This window comes from Streptomyces rishiriensis (assembly GCF_003112535.1).
GTDB classification, from domain to species: Bacteria; Actinomycetota; Actinomycetes; order Streptomycetales; family Streptomycetaceae; genus Streptomyces; species Streptomyces rishiriensis.
This window is the reverse complement of the sequence record NZ_BEWA01000002.1, coordinates 603,813-626,314: the sequence shown is the minus strand read 5'-3', so window position 1 is coordinate 626,314 and position 22,502 is coordinate 603,813. Positions and strand designations below refer to the sequence as shown.

General features: G+C 72.0%; 23 protein-coding genes. 20 read left to right on the top strand and 3 right to left on the bottom strand.

Going from position 1 to position 22,502, the window contains the following annotated elements; all coding sequences use genetic code 11:
* Window positions 1-90: 90 nt before the first annotated feature.
* Both Sri02f_RS04510 and Sri02f_RS04505 read left to right on the top strand, forming a co-directional pair.
* Window positions 91-1,509, top strand: coding sequence for an NAD-dependent malic enzyme (locus tag Sri02f_RS04510; protein WP_108999724.1), 1,419 nt, complete (start codon window positions 91-93; stop codon window positions 1,507-1,509).
* A 298-nt stretch (window positions 1,510-1,807) separates the two neighbouring features.
* Entirely contained in the window at window positions 1,808-2,089 is a 282-nt protein-coding gene (locus Sri02f_RS04505; RefSeq protein ID WP_004000874.1) for an HU family DNA-binding protein, read from the top strand.
* A gap of 81 nt (window positions 2,090-2,170) precedes the next feature.
* Here Sri02f_RS04505 and murA read toward each other — a convergent pair whose 3' ends face one another.
* Window positions 2,171-3,517, bottom strand: a complete 1,347-nt coding sequence (murA, locus tag Sri02f_RS04500) for a UDP-N-acetylglucosamine 1-carboxyvinyltransferase (protein ID WP_108999723.1) — start codon at window positions 3,515-3,517, stop codon at window positions 2,171-2,173.
* Between the two features lie 289 nt (window positions 3,518-3,806).
* Between murA and Sri02f_RS04495 the strand changes: the two genes are divergently transcribed.
* From Sri02f_RS04495 to Sri02f_RS04465, 8 genes are all read left to right on the top strand, one after another.
* Window positions 3,807-4,379, top strand: coding sequence for a YqgE/AlgH family protein (locus tag Sri02f_RS04495; protein ID WP_108999722.1), 573 nt, complete (start codon window positions 3,807-3,809; stop codon window positions 4,377-4,379).
* A 42-nt stretch (window positions 4,380-4,421) separates the two neighbouring features.
* Entirely contained in the window at window positions 4,422-4,721 is a 300-nt protein-coding gene (locus Sri02f_RS04490; protein WP_069773379.1) for a DUF3039 domain-containing protein, read from the top strand.
* A 443-nt stretch (window positions 4,722-5,164) separates the two neighbouring features.
* Complete coding sequence (locus Sri02f_RS04485) at window positions 5,165-6,796, top strand: beta-N-acetylhexosaminidase (protein WP_108999721.1); 1,632 nt, start codon at window positions 5,165-5,167, stop codon at window positions 6,794-6,796.
* 246 nt (window positions 6,797-7,042) lie between these two features.
* The gene (locus tag Sri02f_RS04480; RefSeq protein ID WP_108999720.1) at window positions 7,043-7,936 is read left to right on the top strand and encodes an FAD binding domain-containing protein; all 894 of its coding nucleotides are present in this window, start codon (window positions 7,043-7,045) and stop codon (window positions 7,934-7,936) included.
* A complete protein-coding gene (locus Sri02f_RS04475) occupies window positions 7,933-9,726 on the top strand; it encodes a 2Fe-2S iron-sulfur cluster-binding protein (RefSeq protein ID WP_108999719.1) in 1,794 nt (597 codons plus the stop codon). The genes Sri02f_RS04480 and Sri02f_RS04475 overlap by 4 nt, the downstream gene beginning before the upstream one ends.
* A complete protein-coding gene (locus tag Sri02f_RS04470) occupies window positions 9,723-12,032 on the top strand; it encodes a xanthine dehydrogenase family protein molybdopterin-binding subunit (RefSeq protein ID WP_108999718.1) in 2,310 nt (769 codons plus the stop codon). Before Sri02f_RS04475 ends, Sri02f_RS04470 begins: the two co-directional genes overlap by 4 nt.
* Window positions 12,029-12,160: a hypothetical protein gene (locus Sri02f_RS43580; RefSeq protein WP_281261880.1), complete on the top strand. Its 132-nt coding sequence runs from the start codon at window positions 12,029-12,031 to the stop codon at window positions 12,158-12,160. Before Sri02f_RS04470 ends, Sri02f_RS43580 begins: the two co-directional genes overlap by 4 nt.
* Before the next feature lie 283 nt (window positions 12,161-12,443).
* Complete coding sequence (locus tag Sri02f_RS04465) at window positions 12,444-13,604, top strand: SUKH-4 family immunity protein (protein ID WP_108999717.1); 1,161 nt, start codon at window positions 12,444-12,446, stop codon at window positions 13,602-13,604.
* A gap of 294 nt (window positions 13,605-13,898) precedes the next feature.
* Here Sri02f_RS04465 and Sri02f_RS04460 read toward each other — a convergent pair whose 3' ends face one another.
* Together Sri02f_RS04460 and Sri02f_RS04455 are read right to left on the bottom strand one after the other, a co-directional pair.
* Window positions 13,899-14,705 carry a protein phosphatase 2C domain-containing protein gene (locus tag Sri02f_RS04460; protein WP_108999716.1) on the bottom strand — a complete coding sequence of 269 codons (807 nt, stop codon included), beginning with the start codon at window positions 14,703-14,705 and terminating at the stop codon, window positions 13,899-13,901.
* Between the two features lie 2 nt (window positions 14,706-14,707).
* The gene (locus tag Sri02f_RS04455) at window positions 14,708-15,553 is read right to left on the bottom strand and encodes a sigma-70 region 4 domain-containing protein (RefSeq protein WP_108999715.1); all 846 of its coding nucleotides are present in this window, start codon (window positions 15,551-15,553) and stop codon (window positions 14,708-14,710) included.
* A 478-nt stretch (window positions 15,554-16,031) separates the two neighbouring features.
* On the opposite strand from Sri02f_RS04455, the gene Sri02f_RS41070 reads away from it, so the two are divergent.
* The 10 genes from Sri02f_RS41070 (at window position 16,032) to Sri02f_RS04410 (ending at window position 22,428) form a co-directional block, all read left to right on the top strand.
* On the top strand, window positions 16,032-16,208 hold the full coding sequence (locus Sri02f_RS41070; protein WP_159106661.1) for a hypothetical protein: 177 nt from the start codon (window positions 16,032-16,034) through the stop codon (window positions 16,206-16,208).
* Between the two features lie 85 nt (window positions 16,209-16,293).
* Window positions 16,294-16,674 carry a RapZ C-terminal domain-containing protein gene (locus tag Sri02f_RS04450; RefSeq protein ID WP_108999714.1) on the top strand — a complete coding sequence of 127 codons (381 nt, stop codon included), beginning with the start codon at window positions 16,294-16,296 and terminating at the stop codon, window positions 16,672-16,674.
* 204 nt (window positions 16,675-16,878) lie between these two features.
* A complete protein-coding gene (locus Sri02f_RS04445) occupies window positions 16,879-17,148 on the top strand; it encodes a DUF6284 family protein (protein WP_108999713.1) in 270 nt (89 codons plus the stop codon).
* Complete coding sequence (locus Sri02f_RS04440) at window positions 17,145-18,056, top strand: DUF2637 domain-containing protein (RefSeq protein ID WP_108999712.1); 912 nt, start codon at window positions 17,145-17,147, stop codon at window positions 18,054-18,056. Before Sri02f_RS04445 ends, Sri02f_RS04440 begins: the two co-directional genes overlap by 4 nt.
* Window positions 18,053-18,457 carry an RRQRL motif-containing zinc-binding protein gene (locus Sri02f_RS04435; RefSeq protein ID WP_108999711.1) on the top strand — a complete coding sequence of 135 codons (405 nt, stop codon included), beginning with the start codon at window positions 18,053-18,055 and terminating at the stop codon, window positions 18,455-18,457. Before Sri02f_RS04440 ends, Sri02f_RS04435 begins: the two co-directional genes overlap by 4 nt.
* A gap of 2 nt (window positions 18,458-18,459) precedes the next feature.
* A complete protein-coding gene (locus Sri02f_RS04430; protein ID WP_108999710.1) occupies window positions 18,460-18,777 on the top strand; it encodes a hypothetical protein in 318 nt (105 codons plus the stop codon).
* Complete coding sequence (locus Sri02f_RS04425; protein ID WP_108999709.1) at window positions 18,768-19,088, top strand: hypothetical protein; 321 nt, start codon at window positions 18,768-18,770, stop codon at window positions 19,086-19,088. Before Sri02f_RS04430 ends, Sri02f_RS04425 begins: the two co-directional genes overlap by 10 nt.
* Window positions 19,089-19,179: 91 nt before the next feature.
* A complete protein-coding gene (locus tag Sri02f_RS04420; RefSeq protein WP_108999708.1) occupies window positions 19,180-21,315 on the top strand; it encodes an FtsK/SpoIIIE domain-containing protein in 2,136 nt (711 codons plus the stop codon).
* Between the two features lie 186 nt (window positions 21,316-21,501).
* On the top strand, window positions 21,502-21,966 hold the full coding sequence (locus Sri02f_RS04415; protein WP_108999707.1) for a hypothetical protein: 465 nt from the start codon (window positions 21,502-21,504) through the stop codon (window positions 21,964-21,966).
* Window positions 21,967-21,978: 12 nt separating this feature from the next.
* Window positions 21,979-22,428, top strand: coding sequence for a hypothetical protein (locus Sri02f_RS04410; protein ID WP_108999706.1), 450 nt, complete (start codon window positions 21,979-21,981; stop codon window positions 22,426-22,428).
* Window positions 22,429-22,502 lie beyond the last annotated feature (74 nt).

Here is a 22,502-nt window from a genome sequence, read left to right as displayed (position 1 = left end):
TCGCAATCAGGGGCGGCTTTCACGTACTCGTCGGTAGGTGCGACGATCGGACGGCAAACCAGCGACCCAGCAGTGCAGAGGAAGTCGGCCATGGCAACGGCGCCCAGCGTCTCCTACTCGATGACGGTCCGGCTGGAGGTGCCCGCGAGCGGAACCGCGGTCTCCCAGCTCACCGGAGCCGTCGAGTCCCACGGAGGCTCGGTGACCGGCCTCGACGTCACCGCGTCCGGCCACGAGAAGCTGCGCATCGACGTCACCATCGCGGCGACCTCGACCGCGCACGCCGACGAGATCGTCGAGCAGCTCCGCCACATCGAGGGCGTCACCCTCGGCAAGGTCTCCGACCGTACGTTCCTGATGCACCTCGGCGGCAAGATCGAGATGCAGTCCAAGCACCCGATCCGCAACCGTGACGACCTCTCGATGATCTACACGCCGGGCGTGGCCCGCGTCTGCATGGCGATCGCCGAGAACCCCGAGGACGCCCGCCGCCTCACCATCAAGCGCAACTCCGTTGCGGTCGTGACGGACGGCTCGGCCGTGCTGGGCCTGGGCAACATCGGCCCGAAGGCCGCGCTGCCCGTCATGGAGGGCAAGGCGGCCCTCTTCAAGCGGTTCGCCGGCATCGACGCCTGGCCGCTGTGCCTGGACACCCAGGACACCGACGCGATCGTCGAGATCGTCAAGGCCATCGCCCCCGGCTTCGCGGGCATCAACCTGGAGGACATCTCCGCCCCCCGCTGCTTCGAGATCGAGGCCCGGCTGCGCGAGGCCCTCGACATCCCCGTCTTCCACGACGACCAGCACGGCACCGCGATCGTCGTCCTCGCCTCCCTCACGAACGCCCTGCGTGTCGTGGGCAAGGGCGTCGGGGACGTGCGGGTCGTCATGTCGGGCGCGGGCGCGGCCGGCACGGCCATCCTCAAGCTGCTGCTGGCGGCCGGCGTGAAGAACGCGGTCGTCGCCGACATCCACGGCGTGGTGCACGCCGACCGCGAGGACCTCGTCGACGCGGCCCCCGGCTCGGCGCTGCGCTGGATCGCCGACAACACCAACCCCGAGGGCCTCACGGGCACCCTGAAGCAGGCGGTGCGCGGCGCGGACGTGTTCATCGGCGTCTCCGCCCCGAACGTCCTCGACGGCGACGACGTGGCCGCCATGGCCGAGGACGCGATCGTGTTCGCGCTCGCGAATCCGGACCCGGAGGTGGACCCGGCGGTCGCCCGCCGGACGGCCGCGGTCGTGGCCACCGGCCGCTCCGACTTCCCCAACCAGATCAACAACGTGCTGGTCTTCCCGGGCGTCTTCCGCGGCCTGCTGGACGCGCAGTCCCGGACGGTCAACACCGACATGATGCTCGCCGCCGCGAAGGCCCTGGCGGAGGTCGTGAGCGACGACGAGCTCAACGCGAACTACATCATCCCGAGCGTGTTCAACGACAAGGTCGCGGGCGCGGTGGCCGGTGCGGTGCGGGATGCTGCGAAGGCGGCGGGCGCGTCGGCCTCGTAGGCTCTGTGGCATGGCTTGTGGGGGCCGCGGCGGCTGTGAGGATCGCCACGGCGGCCCCCACGACGGCGCGTCGCGGAACCTCGCGCCGTGAGCGGCCCTCTAGGGTTGCGGCCTGGCGCGCCTTCGTGTGACACACATGGGTTGTCTCACGCCTCCGTGCGGGTGCCGGATTGGCTTTCCCGCCGCAGGTAGGGGCAGGATGCGTCCCTGGGCGCGAGCACATCGACTTCGCTGTGCCCCACATGCGGCTCCGCCGCGTGGCACGCCTCAACGGCAAGAAGAACACGGGAGTAACAACATGAACCGCAGTGAGCTGGTGGCCGCGCTGGCCGACCGCGCCGAGGTGACCCGCAAGGACGCCGACGCAGTGCTGGCCGCGTTCGCCGAGGTCGTCGGCGACATCGTCTCCAAGGGCGACGAGAAGGTCACCATCCCCGGCTTCCTGACCTTCGAGCGCACCCACCGTGCCGCTCGCACCGCGCGCAACCCGCAGACCGGCGACCCGATCCAGATCCCGGCCGGCTACAGCGTGAAGGTCTCCGCGGGCAGCAAGCTCAAGGAAGCCGCCAAGGGCAAGTAAGCGCCTCCGCTGAGAACGCTGATGGGGCGGTACCCGGAATCCGGGTACCGCCCCATCGTGGTTCGTTCGGCCGGGTGAGTGCTAGCCGAGCGCCTTGCCGGGGAGCTCGACCTTCGCGCCCAGCTCCACGAGCTTGTCCATGAAGTTCTCGTAGCCGCGGTTGATGAGGTCGATGCCGTGGACCCGGGAGGTGCCCTGGGCCGCGAGGGCGGCGATCAGGTACGAGAAGCCGCCGCGCAGGTCGGGGATGACCAGGTCGGCGCCCTGGAGCTTCGTGGGGCCCGACACGACCGCGGAGTGCAGGAAGTTGCGCTGGCCGAAGCGGCAGTTCGAGCCGCCGAGGCACTCGCGGTAGAGCTGGATGTGGGCGCCCATCTGGTTGAGCGCGGAGGTGAAGCCCAGCCGGGACTCGTAGACCGTCTCGTGGACGATCGACAGGCCTGTGGCCTGCGTCAGGGCCACGACCAGCGGCTGCTGCCAGTCGGTCTGGAAACCGGGGTGGACGTCCGTCTCCAGCGCGATGGACTTCAGGTGGCCGCCGGGGTGCCAGAAGCGGATGCCCTCGTCGTCGATCTCGAAGGCGCCGCCCACCTTGCGGTAGGTGTTCAGGAACGTCATCATCGAGCGCTGCTGGGCGCCGCGGACGTAGATGTCGCCCTCGGTCGCCAGCGCCGCGGACGCCCAGGAGGCGGCCTCCAGACGGTCCGACAGGGCCGCGTGGTTGTAGCCGCCGAGCTTGTCGACGCCGGTGATGCGGATCGTGCGGTCGGTGTCCATCGCGATGATGGCGCCCATCTTCTGCAGCACGCAGATGAGGTCCTCGATCTCCGGCTCGACCGCCGCGTTCGCGAGCTCGGTGACGCCCTCCGCCAGGACCGCCGTCAGCAGCACCTGCTCGGTCGCGCCGACCGACGGGTACGGCAGCACGATCTTCGTGCCGCGCAGCCGCTGCGGGGCCTCCAGGTACTGGCCGTCGTCCCGCTTCTCGATCTTCGCGCCGAACTGGCGCAGCACGTCGAAGTGGAAGTCGATCGGCCGGCCGCCGATGTCGCAGCCGCCCAGGCCCGGGATGAAGGCGTGGCCGAGGCGGTGCAGGAGGGGGCCGCAGAAGAGGATCGGGATGCGGCTGGAGCCCGCGTGGGCGTCGATGTCGGCGACGTTGGCGCTCTCGACGTAGGTCGGGTCGAGCACCAGCTCGCCCGGCTCCTCGCCCGGACGGACCGTCACCCCGTGCAGTTGCAGCAGGCCGCGTACGACCCGCACGTCACGGATGTCCGGCACGTTGCGCAGCCGGCTCGGCTCACTGCCCAGCAGGGCGGCGACCATGGCCTTGGGTACGAGGTTCTTCGCACCGCGGACTCGGATCTCGCCCTCGAGCGGGGTTCCGCCGTGGACAAGCAGTACGTCGTCAGAGCCGTTGACGGTCATGTGTCTCGCGTTCCATGGATGGTGGATTGGGCAGGGGCCGTTGGGTCGGGGCAGGGCCAGAGGAGACAGAGTAATCGCCGTCGGCCCCTCGGCAGTAAGCCCGAGGACCGCCCAGCGGCGTCATGGCTGTGTCACAACACGAACCGTTTCCCGGCGGGCACAAGGGGTCACCGCCGGCCGCCCGGGCCGCCCCGTGCGCCCGCACCGCACCCACGCGCCCGACCTGCCCTCACCCTCGCCCCCCGCATTGGCCCCCCACTTCACGCGAAGATGCGGGATCATGTCTGGCATGACCGAGGTGTCCTCGCTCACAGGACGGCTGCTCGTGGCAACGCCCGCCCTGGCGGACCCGAACTTCGACCGCGCGGTGGTGCTCCTTCTCGACCACGACGAGGAGGGCTCCCTCGGTGTCGTCCTCAACCGGCCCACGCCGGTGGGAGTGAGCGACATCCTGCAGGACTGGGCGGACCTGGCCGGCGAGCCCGGCGTCGTCTTCCAGGGCGGCCCGGTGTCCCTCGACTCGGCCCTCGGGGTCGCCGTCATCCCCGGCGGCGCGGCCGGGGACGGGGCGCCGCTCGGCTGGCGCCGGGTGCACGGCGCGATCGGCCTGGTCGACCTGGAGGCCCCGCCGGAACTCCTCGCCTCGGCCCTCGGCTCCCTGCGGATCTTCGCCGGGTACGCCGGCTGGGGCCCCGGCCAGCTGGAGGACGAACTGGTGGAGGGCGCCTGGTACGTCGTGGAGTCGGAGCCCGGGGACGTCTCCTCGCCGGCGCCCGAGCGGCTCTGGCGCGAGGTGCTGCGCCGCCAGCGCAGCGAACTGGCGATGGTGGCCACCTATCCGGACGACGCCTCGCTCAACTGATGTGCGTGAGCATCCCCGCCCGGCTTCAGTACGCTTGGCGCCATGAGCACTCTTGAGCCTGAGACCCAGCCCCAGCGAGGCACTGGGACGGGGACCCTCGTGGAGCCGACGCCGCAGGTGTCGCACGGCGACGGGGACCACGAGCGCTTCGCCCACTACGTCCAGAAGGACAAGATCATGGCGAGCGCCCTCGACGGGACGCCCGTCGTGGCGCTGTGCGGCAAGGTCTGGGTGCCCGGCCGCGACCCGAAGAAGTACCCCGTGTGCCCCATGTGCAAGGAGATCTTCGAGTCCATGGCGGGCGGCGGCGACGACAAGGGCAAGGGCGGCGACAAGAAGTAGCCCGCTCACTTCCCTGAGGCCCTCGGGGCGCGCTCCGGCGCGTTCGGGGGCCTTCGGCGTGTTCGCCCTCGCGCGGGACGCGTCGGCGTCCGCGATTCCCCCTCGGCGACCGCCGCGAGGTATTCCGGTTCCCGTTCCGGTTCTCCTTCCTCCTCTCCTTCCGCTTCCCCTTCCGGGCCGCCTCGCCGATCATGTTCCGCAGGCCTCGCGGCGCCTTCTCGGCGGTTTTCGGCGTGCGTGCCGCAATGGCTCGGGAAAGCGGTTCCGCAGCCTCGCGGGATCGGCTTCGGCAGGCCCCGCGGAGGCCGCGCAACGCCCCGGAACCAGGCGTACGCGCTTTCTTCCGGGGGCGGGTCGCACCGTCACGGCTATTGCGGTTCCGGTTTCTTCGTACTCGCACAGCGACGGCCGGTCCGCGGACCGGCCGTCGCGGTCAGGGAGTGATGATGGATCTCATTCCGGCGCCCCGGAGCATCACCCGGGACCCCCGCGGCCACGGCCGCCTGGACGCGCAGACCCGGCTGGAGGCGGGCCCCGGCACCGAGGGCGTCGCGCGCTGGCTGCGGGCGACGGTCGGCGCGGCGACCGGCCTTCCCCTCGCCGGGCCCGGCGACGGCGAGCCGCGCATCAGGCTGGCCGTCGACCCCACGCTGCCCCCCGAGGGCTACCGGCTGGCCCTCGGCGGCCCCGACCAGGTGATCGCGGGCGGCAGCGCGGCCGGCGTCTTCTGGGGGGCGCAGACCCTGCGGCAACTCCTCGGCCCCGACGCCTTTCGCCGGGCCCCGCTGCGCCCCGGCCGGCACTGGGACCTGCCGGAGATCACCGTCGAGGACGCCCCACGTTTCCGCTGGCGCGGTCTCATGCTCGACGTGGCCCGGCACTTCATGCCCAAGGAAGGCGTCCTGCGCTATCTGGACCTGATGGCCGCGCACAAACTCAACGTCTTCCACTTCCATCTGACGGACGACCAGGGCTGGCGCGTGGAGATCAGGAGGCATCCGCGGCTGACCGGGATCGGGTCCTGGCGGACGCGCACGAAATTCGGCCATCGTGCCTCGCCCCTGTGGGACGAGAAGCCGCACGGCGGCTTCTACACCCAGGACGACATCCGGGAGATCGTCGCGTACGCCGCCGAACGGCATATCGCCGTCGTCCCGGAAATCGACGTGCCCGGCCACTCGCAGGCCGCCATCGCCGCCTATCCGGAACTCGGCAACACCGACGTCGCCTCCGCCTCCGGAGAGGAACGCGGCGCTCTCTCCGTGTGGGACACGTGGGGGATCAGCCCCCATGTCCTGGCCCCCGCCGAGGACACCCTGCGCTTCTACGAGGGGGTGTTCGAGGAGGTGCTGGAGCTGTTTCCGTCGGAGTTCGTCCACGTGGGGGGCGACGAGTGCCTCAAGGACGAGTGGCGCGCCTCGCCGGCCGCACAGGCGCGCATCAGGGAACTCGGGCTCGCCGACGAGGACGGCCTGCAGTCCTGGTTCATCGGCCACTTCGACCGGTGGCTCTCCGCGCGCGGGCGCCGGCTCATCGGCTGGGACGAGATCCTGGAGGGCGGCCTCGCGCCGGGCGCGACCGTGTCGTCCTGGCGGGGCTACGCCGGCGGGATCGCCGCCGCCCGGGCCGGACACGACGTCGTGATGTGCCCCGAACAGCAGGTGTACCTCGACCATCGCCAGCACGACGGCCCGGACGAGCCCGTGCCGATCGGCTACGTGCGCACCCTGGAGGACGTCTACCGGTTCGAGCCGGTTCCACCGGAGCTGACGCCCGAGGAGGCGCGGCACGTGCTGGGCGCCCAGGCCAACCTGTGGACCGAGGCGATGGAGGACCACACGCGCGTGGACTACCAGGCGTTCCCCCGGCTCGCCGCGTTCGCGGAGGTCGCCTGGAGCGGCCTGCCCGCGCCGGCGGAGCGCGACTTCGCCGGCTTCGAGCGGCGGATGGAGGCCCACTACCGGCGGCTCGACGCCCTGGGCGTCGGCTACCGTCCGCCGTCCGGGCCCCGGCCGTGGCAGCGGCGGCCCGGCGTCCTCGGGCGTCCGATCGACGGCCCGCCCCCGAACCGGTGACGGCGTCCATCGTGAGGCGTAGGGAAAAACCCCGTCAGGGTCACCGAAGAGTGGCAATTCGCGCACACCGGCGATGCCGTCCGAAAACGGATTATGTCTCGGATGACGTGGGCGAATGCCTCCTGGCGGACCCCCGCGTTCTGGTGTGGCGAAGATGTGCCAGAGTTGCCACGCCCGCCCTGTCAGCACGTACCGTACGGCAACACAGGTGGGACCAGGTGGGGCAGCGGGAAGGGGCAGCCGGTTTTGAGCACGCACGCACCGCAGGCGGCGCAGGCCGTCACGCTGCCCACGACACTGGACGAGGCCGTGGCGGCGCTGGCCGCCATGCCCGCCGCCGTGCCGGTGGCCGGCGGCACCGACCTCATGGCCGCCGTCAACTCCGGGCAGCTCAGGCCCACCGGACTGGTCGGCCTCGGCCGGATCAGCGAGATCCGCGGCTGGCAGTACCAGGACGGCCACGCACTGCTCGGCGCCGGACTGACGCACGCCCGCATGGGCCGTCCCGACTTCGCCGCCCTCATCCCGGCGCTCGCCGCCGCGGCGCGCGCCGCGGGACCGCCGCAGATCCGCAACGCGGGCACCCTGGGCGGCAACATCGCCTCGGCCGCGCCCACGGGCGACGCGCTGCCGGTGCTGGCCGCGCTGGAAGCGACCCTGGTCATCGCGGGCCCGGGCGGAGCCCGCCGGGAGATCCCGGTGTCGCACCTGCTGGCCGGCATGGACATGCTGCGCGGCGGCGAACTCATCGGGTACGTGCGCGTGCCGCTGCTGCACGCCCCGCAGGTCTTCCTCAAGGCCACCGGACGCACCGGTCCGGGCCGCGCGGTGGCCTCCGTGGCGCTGGTCCTCGACCCCGCCCGGCGCGGCGTCAGATGCGCCGTCGGCGCCATAGCGCCGATGCCGCTGCGCCCGCTGGAGGCCGAGCAGTGGGTCGCCCGGCTGATCGACTGGGACAACGGCCGTGCCATCGTCCCGGAGGCGCTGACCGCCTTCGGGGAGTACGTGGCCGCCGCCTGCATCCCCGACCCGACGCCGGGCGTGGACGGCTCCGTACCCGAACTTCCGCCCGCCGTACTGCACTTGCGGCGCACCGTCGCCGCGCTGGCCCGACGAGCACTGGGGAGGGCGCTGTCGTGACCGACGACCAGCACGGACCCGGACACGGACACGGACAGGACAACGGGCAGGACCAGGGCGCGCCGCAGGGCGGCAGCCGCTGGGACCCGCTGCCCCAGGGGGACTACGACGACGGCGCGACCGCCTTCGTCAAGCTCCCCGAGGGCGGCATCGACGCCTTCCTGGCCGCCCGCGGCGACAGCCCGCTCGCCGCGCCGGGCCACGGGTACGTGCCGCCGCAGATAGCGGTCGCGCCCCCCGAGGACCCCTCCGCGACCTGGGCCGCCCCGGCCGGCGCCGGCGACTGGCCCGCTCCGCAGGGCACTCCGCAGACGGTCGGCGACGACCGGTTCGCGTACCACCCGGGCGCGACCGGGCAGTGGACCTTCAACGACCCCTCGGCGCCCCCCGGCGCACCGCACTCCCCGCACGCCTCCGGCCACGACGTGACCGGCCAGTGGTCGATCCCCGTCGCGGGCGGCGACCTGCCCGACGAGTCCGGCGAGTTCACCACGTCGTCCCTGGTCGAGCAGTGGGGCGGCACGCCCCCCGCCACCCTGCCCGGCGGCGCGGCCGCCCCTTGGGCGACGGGCGCGCCCGACCCGGCGGACGGGCCCTGGGGGCCGCACCCCGACGAAGCCGGCCGGCAGCCCGCGGACCAGCCCCCGTTCGGCCACGCGCAGGAGCACACGCCCCCGCACGGCAGCGCCGCACACACGCCGCACGACCCCGCGGCAGCGGAACGCGACCGCCGTGCCGCCCCCGAGCACACCGAGCCGCACGCCTCCGGGACGTACGCCCCGGAGATCTCCCCCGAGGCGTACACGGTGGCCCCGGACGGCTCGGCGGAGGCCGCCCGGCGGGCCGCCGGGGCCGAGGAGAGCGCCGAGCCCGCCCGGGACCCCGGCCACGCCCAGCGGGCCGTCCACGCGCCCGCCGAGGCCTCCCGCGGCCCCGCCGAGCCCGCCCCGGAGGCCGCCGCCGTCCCCGCGGACGCCCACGCCCCGGCGGACGCCCCCGAGGACGCCCCGGCTCCCGACGGCGCCCCGGGCGAACCCGGGACCGTCCCCGAGCCCGACACGGCCCCCGAGGCGGACCCGCAGGCACAGCAGACCCCGGCGGCCGCCGCCGCAGCCGAGGCACCCGACGACGCCCCGCCGCCGTTCCACGAGGAACACCCCCTCGCCGCCTACGTGCTGCGCGTCAACGGCTCCGACCGGCCCGTCGCCGACGCCTGGATCGGCGAGTCGCTGCTCTACGTCCTGCGCGAGCGCCTCGGCCTCGCCGGCGCCAAGGACGGCTGCTCGCAGGGCGAGTGCGGAGCCTGCAACGTCCAGGTGGACGGCCGGCTCGTCGCCTCCTGCCTGGTCCCGGCCGTCACCACCGCCGGCAGCGAGATCCGCACCGTCGAGGGCCTCGCCGTCGACGGACAGCCCTCCGACGTGCAGCGCGCGCTCGCCCGCTGCGGGGCGGTGCAGTGCGGCTTCTGCGTGCCGGGCATGGCGATGACCGTCCACGACCTCCTGGAGGGCAACCCGGCGCCCACCGAGCTGGAGGCCCGCCAGGCCCTGTGCGGCAACCTGTGCCGCTGCTCGGGATACCGGGGCGTCCTGCGGGCCGTCCAGGACGTCGTGGCCGAACGCGAGGCGCACGCCGCCGCGGACGCTGAGACGGACGGCGACGAGGCCCGCATCCCCCACCAGGCGGGCCCGGGCGGGGGCGGCGTCCACGTGTCGGCCTTCGAGAACCCGGCGCAGCCCCACCCGCACGACCCCGCATACGGGCAGGGCCAGGACGGAGGCCAGGCGTGAGCCACGAAGCAGTCGTCGCGACGAGCCCCGTGGAGGCCGCTCCGCCCCCCGAGGCGATCCCGCACGGCATCGGCGCCTCCCTGCAGCCCGCCGACGCCCGCGCGAAGACCGAGGGCACCTTCCCGTACGCGGCCGACCTGTGGGCCGAGGGCCTGCTGTGGGCGGCCGTGCTGCGCTCACCGCACCCGCACGCGCGCATCCTGTCCGTCGACACGTCCCACGCGCGGGAGATGCCCGGCGTACGGGCCGTCGTCACCCACGAGGACGTCCCCGGTCGCGCCCTGCACGGCCGCGGCACGGCCGACCGGCCGGTCTTCGCCTCCGACGTCGTACGCCACCACGGCGAGCCCATCGCGGCCGTCGCCGCCGACCACCCGGACACCGCGCGGATGGCCGCCGCGGCCGTCATCGTCGAGTACGAGGTGCTCGACCCGGTGATCGACCCCGAGCAGGCCTTCGAGGCCGAGCCCCTGCACCCCGACGGCAACCTGATCCGGCACATCCCGCTGCACCACGGCGACCCGGCCGCGATGGGCGAGATCGTCGTGGAGGGCCAGTACCGCATCGGCCGCGCCGACCCCGCCCCGATCGGCGCCGAGGCCGGCCTCGCCGTGCCCCGTCCCGACGGCGGCGTGGAGCTCTACCTGGCCTCCACCGACCCGCACACCGACCGGGACACCGCCGCCGCCTGCTACGGCCTCGAACCCGAACGGGTGAAGATCGTCGTCACCGGCGTGCCCGGCGCCACCGCCGACCGCGAGGACCAGGGCTTCCAGCTCCCGCTCGGGCTGCTCGCCCTGAAGACCGGCTGCCCGGTGAAGCTCACGGCCACCCGCGAGGAGTCCTTCCTCGGCCACGCCCACCGGCACCCCACACTCCTGCGCTACCGCCACCACGCCGACGCCGAGGGACGGCTGGTGAAGGTCGAGGCGCAGATCCTGCTGGACGCGGGCGCCTACGCCGACACCTCCGCCGAGGCCCTGGCCGCCGCCGTGTCCTTCGCCTGCGGCCCCTACGTCGTCCCGAACGCCTTCATCGAGGGCTGGGCGGTGCGCACGAACAACCCGCCGTCGGGCCATGTGCGCGGCGAGGGCGCGATGCAGGTCTGCGCCGCCTACGAGGCGCAGATGGACAAGCTGGCGAAGAAGCTCGGCGTCGACCCGGCGGAGCTGCGGCTGCGCAACGTCATGGCGACCGGCGACGTCCTGCCGACCGGCCAGACGGTGACCTGCCCGGCGCCCGTCGCCGAACTCCTCCAGGCCGTCCAGGAGTTCCCCCTCCCGGCGCTCCCCAAGGACACGCCGGAGGAGGACTGGCTGCTGCCCGGCGGCCCCGAGGGCGCGGGCGAACCGGGCGCGGTCCGCCGGGGCGTCGGCTACGGCCTCGGCATGGTGCACATGCTGGGCGCGGAGGGCACGGACGAGGTCTCCACGGCGACCGTGAAGGTCCAGGACGGCGTCGCGACGGTCCTGTGCGCGGCGGTGGAGACCGGCCAGGGCTTCACGACGCTGGCCCGCCAGATCGTCCAGGAGACGCTCGGCGTCGACGAGGTGCACGTGGCGCCCGTGGACACCGACCAGCCCCCCGCGGGCCCCGGCTGCCGGGGCCGCCACACCTGGGTCTCCGGCGGCGCGGTGGAACGCGCGGCCAAGATGGTCCGCACCCAGCTCCTGCAGCCCCTGGCGCACAAGTTCGGCATGTCCACGGAACTGCTGCAGATCACCGACGGCAAGATCACCTCCTACGACGGCGTCCTGTCGACGACCGTCACGGAGGAGATGCGGGGCAAGGAGCTGTGGGCGACGGCGCAGTGCCGCCCGCACCCCACCGAGCCCCTGGACGCGGCCGGCCAGGGCGACGCCTTCGTCGGCCTCGCCTTCTGCGCGATCCGCGCGGTCGTCGACGTCGACATCGAGCTGGGCTCGGTGCGGGTCGTCGAACTGGCGGTCGCCCAGGACGTCGGCCGGATCCTGAACCCGGCGCAGCTCACCGCGCGCATCGAGGCGGGCGTGACCCAGGGCGTGGGCATCGCGCTCACGGAGAACCTGCGCACCCCGCGCGGCCTGATCCGGCACCCCGACCTCACCGGCTACGCGCTGCCCACGGCCCTGGACGCCCCGGACATCCGGATCGTCAAGCTGGTCGAGGAGCGGGACGTGGTCGCGCCGTTCGGGGCGAAGGCGGCCAGCGCGGTCCCGGTGGTGACCTCGCCCGCGGCGATCGCCTCCGCCGTGCGCGCCGCTACGGGCCGTCCGGTGAACCGGCTGCCGATAAGGCCGCAGGCGGCCGTGGTGACGGACCGATGAGCGAGCCGGATCCGGACCCCGGACAGCGCTACGAGCCCCCGCCGGCCATCGGCAAACTGCTGGCCTGGATCCTGCTCTTCGTGGCGGCGGCGGTGGCCGTGGTCCTGGGCGGCGTCTACTTCACCTGAGTGCGCCGAGTTCACCTCAGTGCGCTCGAGTTCACCTTCAGTGCGCCCGAGTTCACCTCCGTGCGCTCGAGTTCACCTCGGTTCGCCTGAGCGGGGGAACGCGCGGGGCCGTCCCGACGTCTGTCAGTGCGGGACCGGCGTTCGGGCGGACTCAGGGCCGGGTGCTGTCGGCGGGCTGAGGGCTGGGTGCTGGGTGCTGTCGCCGGTCACAGCCGTTGTCAGTGGGTCCGCATAGGCTGCGGAGCAGTGGGACGGCGCACGCAACTTTCCGCACGGGGGACCGATGGGCACGACCAGGACCACCACCGCCACGACGACCACACCGACGATCATCTTCACCGAGGACGAGCTGAACCCGTACACCGCACACGTACCGACGCGCCACCGGCCGACCCGCCTCGGCCTGCCCGAACTCCCGGAACACGGCGGCCTGTCGATTTTCCGCGCGCCGCACACCGACCGCCGGCGCGGGGACGGCCCGCGTGCCGGCGCCCCCGAGGGCCGTTCGACCGTCCTGCTCGACGGGGTGAGCGGCGAGATCCCGGCCACGTACTTCCTGCACGACCATCCCGGCCTGATGGCCGCCCGCCCGCTCGCGCCCTCCCTGGACACGCTGGCACGCCTGGCGACGGCGGTGGACGAACTGGCGGCTCTGCGCGGCCAGTTCGTCTCCTACGCGGGCCGGCTCGGCCCGAAGGCGGTGGCGGAGGCCAGGCGGAGACTGCTGACGGCGTTCGAGACGGGCGCGGCCGACAGGGAACGCGCGCAGCGCTCGAACCCGGGATCCGGCGGGCTCGGCTCCACGGGCGCGTCCGCCCTCTTCTGGCAACTGGCCGCGGTGATCCGCCCGCTGGCTCCGGCGTCCGGCCCGTGCACCGCGTCCGGCCTGGCGCTGGACCTGCCGGCCCGTTTCCTGGGCGAGGAGTTCGGCTCCGGCGCGGTCGTCCGCTTCGAGGACGTCGACTGCCCCCGCGCGCTCACCCACGCCCCCACCCGCCGTTTCCTGCGCGAGCGGGGCCTGCCGGAGAAGGTCGTCCGGTTCTCGCTGGAGACGGACGCACCCCTGCGGACCCTCGCCGAGTACGGCGCCGACGGCCATGGCGACGTCCTGACGGAACAGCGGCTCCCGGCCGGCGCCGGCCGGCTGATCCGACTGGGCGGCCTGACGGCGGACACCAGCCTCGTCCTGGACGGCGCCACGGGCGCGGTGCTGATCTGGAGCGAACCGGACCTCGGCCTGCGTCCGCTCAGCGCCGACATCTCGACCCTGGCCTTCACCTTCTGGCTGATCCGCCGTGAGCGCGCCCTGGACGCGGTGCACGCGCTGACCGAGGCGTACGGCCGCCTCGCCGACACGATGTGCCGCACCCTGTCCGCGGCCGACCCGCCCGCCTGCGCCCCGGTGTTCGACGACGACACGGACGACGCCGGCCCGCACGCCTGACCCGGCACGGACCGGGCCGCCCCCGCGGGATCGCAAGGACGCCACTCGGGAGATGCCCCCCTCGCGCCATTCCCTGCCTGGTCAGTCACTTGAGGCCATGGCGGGAATCGAACCCGCGTAACTCGCTTTGCAGGTTTGTCTGTGCTGGTCAGAGCATGATCCGCAGCCGTTCAACCTCGTTCATTGCCGTAGGCGCGCCCGACCTGTGGCCCGCTGTGAACGGCTTCGGACGGGAATGAATGAGACGGAAACTGAGACGGAGTGAGACGGAACCCGCGCACTGACCAGCCGCTTTCACCACTGGCAGAAGGCCACGGCGGCGTCGTCGCCAGACTTGTAGCGGGGCCATCGCTGGCCCCTTGGATCGGTAGCCTCCACCTTCCGGACGGTGTCGATCAACCCTCTGGGCCCCACAGTTCGAAGGGTTGTGAAGACTTCGGGCCAGGTCGACATCGCGTAGTCCGTCACGAGGCAAGCCGCGCCATCGGACAGCAGGGCTGCGGCGCGTACGTCGCCGACGGGGACCGTGCCAGTCAGCGCATGGTTCGCCGCCTCCGGGTCGGCGGCCGCGACCCAGTATCCGGTGGTCGTATTGCGGGTCTCCCTCTGCGCGGTCACCAAGTCCCTCAGGGCTTGCTTGTGACCCGCTGTATGGGTTTCGTGTCGAGCGACTTCGGCCTTCAGCTCGGGAAGGATCTGGTCCACCCGCAGGTCCGTGATCACGGAAATGCCCTGGTGACCGTCAAGGACGACGGGGGAGTCCGCCAAAACTAGGTGATCAAGGAAGCCTTGTCGTTCCCGAAGAATCGCGACCGTAGCTGAGGGCGTACCGGGATTGCTGAGGTCACATTGAGGATGCAGCGCCGCAACCCGTTCGAGCGCACTTGCCAAGCCGACCGTCAGCGGAGTGTTTGACTCCGCGAGTGCACTGACGATCTGACTGCCAAGATGCGCCACATACCAGGGCACGCCATGCTGGCATCCCGTCTCTAGGCCCGCAGTGCTTAGACCATCCAGCACAACGGCGAGCGTCGGTGTGCCAGCGACCCAATCCTCGTTAGGGCCCGTTCCGCCGGGCTGGGTGTCGATCGCGACGCGCATGATCAACCTTCGTGTCGGTACAACGGAGTGACGCGCCGACTCTCCAGGACTTCGAGTGTCTTCGGGTCGTAGCGGCACGTAATCAGGGTGGAGAAGCGGCGGGTGCGCACCTCTCGGTAGAGCTCTGCCAGGTTGTTTTCCAGGAAGTGAACGACTCCGTTCGCCCCGATGGCGTGGATACCCGCGATGTAGAGGAACGTCCCCTTTCCGTCCAGACGGGGAAGCCGGCCCAGGTACCCCACGTCACCAGCCGATCCGTCCTCGTCCTGCGGAGATCGGTACTCCTTCCCCTCCACCTGGTCCACCAGGTGCCACACGCTGTCCTTGGCAAACCGAAGGTTGTCGTCACCTTCGAGCACTTGCGCCACGATCGGAGAGAGGCGGGGTCCGCAGACCACGACGTGGTTGTCACGGTTGAGGTTCACGATCCCGGTGGGCGGAATCACCTCGTACTGACTGTCCAGCTTCATGCCGCCCAACAGCTTCCGAAGGTGCTCGAAGTTGTTGAGGTCTTCCCGAGCGATCACCTCGTTGGGGCGCTGATCAGGAGTCTTTCCGGCTTCGTACTTGCCGCCGAGGGACACCGTGACCAGGTCGGTGCCGAAGAAGGCGCGCTCTGGTGGGGGGCCGGCTGACGCGAGCTGTCCGACACGCCCCCGGCTGACCCCGAGTCGCTTTGCGATTTCAGCTTGGGTCATGCCTGATGCCTGAGCCTCTTCGATCGCTTCCCTGCGGATGCGCGACAGCTCGTTCACGTGGCTCTGGTACCGCGCCATCAGGTCGATTGCACCCTTCGCGCGATCAACGGGGTCTGTGATCCCCGAGACCTTGTCCATGTCGTCCTGCATGTCTCTCCCAACGTCGCCTAGGGGGGCTAGCGAACTCTATCGCGAGAGGGGGTTGCGCGCAGCCTCGGGTTTGCCTACGGTACCTATCAAGCAAGGCGGCAACCCCCCCTAAGCAAGCTGGGGACGGATGAGCGCGGCTGCTTGACCTGCACGGATTGCGTCCGGAGGAAAGCCCCTTGGGGTGAGTACGAAGTGAGCGCGCCTTGATTGAGAACTCAACAGAGTGCCGACCCAGCCGCATGAACACGTGCGGTCGATGGGTGCGGGTCGCCACCCTGACCGTCCATGTCAGGCCGGGTGGCCTGCCCGGTTTCAGTCTTCGGGCTGTTACCGGCACTGAGTGATTCGACTTCCGCAGAACCTTCGGCGGTCTAGCCGCTACAGCCCCGGTCCGGCCGATCTCGGGCCTACGCCTCGAAAGCAGGCCGGGGCACTCCCGCTGACCAGCGGGCCACTCACATTCCCAAGGGAGATCGACATGCGTTTCCGTACGAGCCCTTCCCCCGCCGTGTCCGCCATGAAGAACCGCAGCAGCGATGACCTGCGGCGGGAGTACGACCTGATCACCCGTGAGCGCGACGGGGGCCACAACGCGCTCAGCGCGATCAACGCGCAGAACGACATCGCTCGCGAGCTGGAGCGCCGGGACCGCTGACCCGCCCCCACAGCCCCGATGGTCGCAGGCCGGGTTCGACTCCCGGCCGGGGCACGCATCACCGGCCACTTCGTCTGGAGTTCGCATGAGCACTGTCGAGATCGTCTCGTTCGGCTACCTGCACGACGCCCCGCCGGACGCGCACCTCACCATCGACCTGCGTCACCACTTCCGCGACCCTCACGTGTCGCCCGAGCTGCGCTACATGAGCGCTGACGACGAACCCGTCCGCAACGCCGTGATGGGCACCCCCGGCATCGCCGCCCTGGTCGCGGCAACCGCCACGGCGGTTGCCGCGTTCGCCGCCGGCCCGAGCGCCGGAACGGTCACGGTCGCCGACGGCTGCGCCGGCGGACGTCACCGCGCCCCCACCTTCGCCCGTGCCCTCGCCGACCGGCTGACCGTCGCCGGCCACACGGTCACTGTCCACCACCGCGACCTCGGCAAGGACGTCGTCCAGCGCTGACCCTCAGCAGCCCCGGACCCGCCGCCCTGCGGCGGGGTCGTGACGAGGCCGGATCGGATCCGGTCCGGGGCACCGGCCGCCATCGCGCGGCCCGCCGCACGCATCGGCTGCGGCGCTTCCCCCTCAAACGGCGCGCACCCACCGAAGCGGCAACTCCGGTGGGTGCTGTTCGGGCCGTTTCACCTACTAGGGAGACCACGACCCATGAACCACATCGTCACTGATCAGGACGCTGTTACCGCGTTCGCCGACTTCATGGAGCCGACGGACGCGGAGCTGGACGCGATCGAGCTGGAGTCCCCGCTGCTCCTGGCGGAGGTCAACCTGCTCGACGCGCAGATCAAGGCCATGGACCACCCCGAGAACGAGGTCGACGCCCGCCGCATTCGCCGCGCCCGCAACCGGGTGCTCGCCGCGCGGCGGGACGCGGCCAACCGTGCGGCCGGCGCGAGCACGGCGGGCGGCGCGGCATGAACCTGCGCCGCAAGGGCCGCACGGCTTTGGTGCTGGCGCTGGTCGCTGTGGTCGGCATGGCGTTCCGCGTCTCGTGGAACGCGCTGCGCGACATCGCCGGCGCGATCGGCGCAGACTCGACTGCCGCCGTCCTCTACCCGTTCGTGGTCGACGGCCTGATGGCGCTGGCGCTGGTCGCCACGCTGGTCCTGGTCGACGACGACCGCAAGTTCGCGCTGCGGGTGCTGGGCACCTACACGATCGCCTCCCTGGTCCTGAACTACGTACACGGACTGGTCCCCGAGCTGCACGGCCAGTCGGTCGAGTTGGGCCGGGTCGCGGAGTGGGACGCGGCGAACTGGGCGCTGGTGCTGCTGGCGACGTCGCTTCCGGTCGGGTCGATCTACTTCGGATCCGACCTGGTCGCCAAGGTGCTGCACCACCGCCCCGCCCCGATCCCCACCGTGACTATGAATGCGGAGAAATCCACCGAGACCGCAAGGAAACGGTCTACAGCTGACCTGCTCGAATCGACCCCGCCGCCCACAGCCACGGTGACCCGGTTGAGCGTGCCGGATCCGGTCGCGATCGACGTGGGCAAGTCGACTCCACCGCGCAAGCCGGTACGGGCGATTCCCGTGCCGGTTCCGGCACCGGCACCGGCACCGGTCACGGTCGCGGTTCCGGCGGAGTCGAGTCGGCCGCGTAGGGCGACCGGCCGTGTTCCGGACGTCGCCCGATCGCCCCGGCCGAAGCGCACCCCGGATGAACTGCTCGCCGAGGCCCGCAAGGTAACCGTCGATTGGGCAGACGCGCAGATCACCGCTGAGGGGATCCGCCGCGCCGTGCGCACGTCGCCGGCGAACGCCCGGACGCTGCGGGACACGCTCCTCACGGAACGGGCGAGCAACGGCGGTAGGGCGGCATGAAGCGACTGACCCTCGCCGACTGCTTCGACCCCACCGGCGAACGCTTCGGCGTCCCGACCTACCCGTGGCGCTGTGCCCCGGACGACCTGGCCACCCGCCGCCAACTGCGCAGTCGAGGACTGCGGCCGGGCGGTCAGGACGTCGCCGGACAGATCCTGCGCCCGCGTCGCCGACGCGAGCCGCTGACCGCCTACCTCTACCGGATCGACCTTGCCAAACCGGTCCGTGAGATGACACCGGGCCGGTGGCGGGCGCACGAGGCGATGATGCGCCCCCGCCGCACCTGCCCCGCCTGCCGGCGCGACGTCGGCTACGTGATCCGCCCGTCCCTCGGCACGTGCGAGCCCTGCGACACCCGCCCCGCCGCCGACCAGCGGCACCCCGCCTTGAGGAGTAGCTGACCATGGGCAAGCCCGACACCCGACGCCTTGACCGCGAGATCAGCAAGACCACCCGCAAGCTGGAAGCGGTCCGCAAGGGCGAGATGTGGCCGCTGACCAGTGCCGAACGCCGCGCCGTGATCGGCGCGCTCGCCGGCGGCTCCTACCGGGTCCTGCGCGGCAAGAGCACCGGCCGCGAGGAGAACCGGCTCGACTCCGTCGCCAGCTCCGCCGAGACCCGCCTGACCGCCGAACTGACCGCGCTGCACATGGAACGGCAGCGGATCGTGCGCGAGGCCGCCGCCGCCAAGGCCGCCAAGAAGGCGTCCGGATGGTGGTGAACGCCCGCCCCGCGCAGGACCGTTGTCCGGCCGCGCACCCGGAAGACCCCACCCCGTGCGCGGGTGGGGTAGTGGTGACCGTGCTGGACCGCTTCAACGGGGGCGCGGACGGCTGCGAGCAGCACGGTGCCCGCCTGCTCGCCTCCCTCGACGGCGGACGCGTCTACGGCCTCCCGCATGCCGCGCCCGGAACGGCCATCCGCGTGTTCACCGCCGCCGCCGGCATCCGCCCCTTCTGCTGGATGGACGGCCCCCGCACCGAGTCGTCCCAGCTCAGCGAGATCGAGAACCGCGCCCGCCGCGCCCGCTGAACACCTCGCCCCGTCCGTCCCGGCTACCGGGACGGACGCGGCGGCCCCTCAACTTCCCGCCCCGCATGGGGCAGTCAGGAGTGCTCCCGTCATGGGTGACACCGTCGTCCACCTGCACAAGAACACCGCCCCGTCCACCGAAACGACCGCCGTGACCACGCTGACCGTGGTCCCCGACCCCGCCTCGCCCGCACCCGTGCCGCTGTGGATCCGGTCCGGCCGCACCGTGAAGGCGGCCGTCACCCACGAGCGCACCAAGACGACCGGCCGCGCCGTCGCCCGGCACAGCCTCTACGTGGCCGGTGGGGCGCGGATCGTGGCCCGCCGCACCTGGGACGGCAAGACCGCCGCCCGCTACGAGCGGTTCATGCGCGCGGCCGAAGCCGCGGGGAACATGGACGCGGCCATGGAGTGGGAGGAGCGCGCCCAGCGCTACCGCGACGCCCGCCACCGCCGCCGCATGGACCTCCTCCACTCGCCCCTCGACGCGGCCAAGGGCGTCGCCGTAGGCACCGGGATGGGCATCGGGTCCCTGGTCGCCCTCGGCATCGTCATGGCCATCGCGAACAAAGACGTCACCGACGTCATCACCCCCATCGCCGCCGTCATCGAGTTCATCAACCTGCTGATCACGATCGTGCAAGTGGTGTGGGGGCCGCTGATCTCGCTCGGCCCCTTCCTGGCCCTGCTGGCGCTGTGGGCGGTCGGCAGCAAGCAGCAGGCCGCCCCCGCGTGGGCGATGCCCGCCAACGTCCGCAGCAGCGAGGGTGAGCCGATCACGCCCTCGATCGTGGTCAAGGCCCTGCGCGACCTGGGCGTGCCCGCGCTGCGCAACGCCATCAAGGAGATGGGCGACGCGGGCGCGTCCATGCTGGGTCCGATCCGGATCGCCGGATGCGGCGTGGAGGTCGACGTCACGCTTCCGTCCGGGGTGTCGACGATCGAAGTGCAGAACCGCCGGCGGAAGTTGGCGGAGAACCTGACCCGGCATGAGCACGAGGTGTTCATCACGATCCCGCAGGCGGCGCGCACGGTGCGGCTGTGGGTCGCCGACTCCGGCGCGCTGGATGAGCCGATCGGCCCGTCTCCGCTGGTCACCGACGAGACGATGACCGCCGACTACGCCAAGGGCCGCGCCCCGTGGGGTCAGGACCTGCGTGGCGACGCCGCATCGCTGAGCCTGTATCAGCGCCACCTGCTGATCACGGGACTGTCCAACCAGGGCAAGACCGTCGCCCTGCGCTCGCTGGCCCTGTGGCTCGCGCTGGACAAGTCGGTGGAGTTCTGGGTCGGAGACCTCAAGGGCGTCGGCGACTGGAACATGTTCGACGGACTCGCCGCCCGCCTCATCCAGGGCCCGACCGACGAGCACGTCATCCAGGTCACCGAGATGGTCGAGGACGCGGTCGAGGAGATGAACCGCCGCATCCAAGCACCGCCCGGCACCCAGTTCCCCGCCCTGATCGTGATCGTGGACGAAGCGCAGATGGCGTTCATGTGCCCGGCCAAGGACGACGAGAAGCGGCCCTACGGAGGATCCAAGGCCACCTCCCGCTACTTCATGGCCGTCCGTAAAATCCACAACCAGGGCCGCGCGGTCAACGTCCTGATGTGGCAAGGCACCCAGGACCCCACCGACCAGAACCTTCCCAAGCTGGTCCGCGAGGGCGCGCACACCCGCGCCTCCCTCGCCCTGGGCACCGAGTCGCAGGCCCGCATGGCGCTCGGCGACAAGGCCGTCGACGGCGGAGCCGCCCCCAACCTGCTGCGCCCCGGCCTGGATCAGGGAACCCTGGTCCTCGCCTCCTCCGGCATCGCCATTCCGGCCGGACAGGCGTCCATCACGGTGCGCACGCACTACATCGACGACGACGCGGCCGAAGCCATCGTCGACCGGGCCAAGGCCCTGCGCGACGGCGTCACCACCCTGCACGCCATCGAGAGCGGCGAGGACCGCGACCCGCTCGCCGACATCGCCGCCGTCCTCGGCGACGCTGCCCGCGTCCTGACCGCCGACGTCCTCAAGCGCCTCACCGCGTTGAACGCGGACGCCTACGGCCGGTGGACGCCCGGCGACCTCAAGCGCGTCCTGGAGGACGCCGGCGCGGAGCCCTACAAGTCCGACGGCCGCATGGTCGTCGGCCGCGACCGCGTCGCCCGCGCCCTCGCCAACCGCGACACCGACGGTTCCACTTCCGCCTCCGAGCAGAGGGAGGCGCACCCCTGACGGGCCAGGGAGGCAGGGAGAACTCCCTGAACCCCTCCCTGACCCGCCTCCCTGGCCCTGACCTGCACAAATGATCACTCAGGGAGTCAGGGAGGCACGCAGGCCAGCACCCCCGAAACCCCCTCCACAGCCACCCCGACGGGGTGTGCCTCCGCCTCCCTGTCTCACCACCGGAAGGGATTCCGCATGTACCCCGACCCCGCCCACCACCGGCCCGTTCAGCGGGCCGTGGAAGTCCACCAGCCCACCCCCCTCACCCCCGCCGGGCCGTACGCAGCACCCCTCGTGCCGGTGCAGCCCGGCACCGTCCCGACGGTCGCGTCCGTCGTTCTGACGGACGGCCGCGTCGTCACCGGCTACGCCGTCAGCCCCGTGCAGCCCGAACCGGTCGCCGCCCGGCCGGCCGTCTCCCGGACCGCGGTGAACGTCGCCCTCGGAGGCGTCGGGTTCCTCGCCGTCTGCGGCGGGCTGCTGCTGCTGACCACGTTCATCGCCGCGCTCACCGCGCTGATCGCTCAGCTCATCACCCTCGCGGCCGTGATCTTCGGCGGATGGATCGCCGTGCAGATCTTCGGCACCCGCCACGCGAGCGGCGGCAACACCTTCCACATCCGCAAAGCCACCTTCAAGCGCAACCACTTCAACGGCTGACAGGAGCCCTACGTGTTCGAGATCCGCGTCATCTGCGACCCCGCCGACTCCGACCGCATCACCGACGCCCTGCAGGCCGCGTTCAAGACCGGACGGGTCACCGTGCGCCCCGCCCGCGACGGCGAGCGTCAGCGCCTCTACCTCGACGCCGACCACGCCGACGTGTGGCCCGAGCCTGAGCAGGCCTACGCCGACGCCCCCAGCATCCACAGCGAACTCGACTGGATCGCTCACATCCTCGGCACCGCCGCTTGCTACACCAAGCTGGAGCGCGGCTTCTATCTGCGTAAGGCCGCCGTCCTCGACCGCATCGCGCTCGCCGACGGGGCCGACTACCGCGACGACGACACCGCCCACATCGCGGCGAAGTTCCTGGTCGTACTCGACGACGCGCACGCCGACTGCGACCCGCGCGCCTACGTCCGTCAGCAGTACGCCCACTGGGCCACGAACGGCCGGTAGCTACGCCAAGGGCGGCCCCTCACGTCTCGCCAAAGTCGCGGGGCCGCCCTTGTCCACCAGCACCCATCACAGGA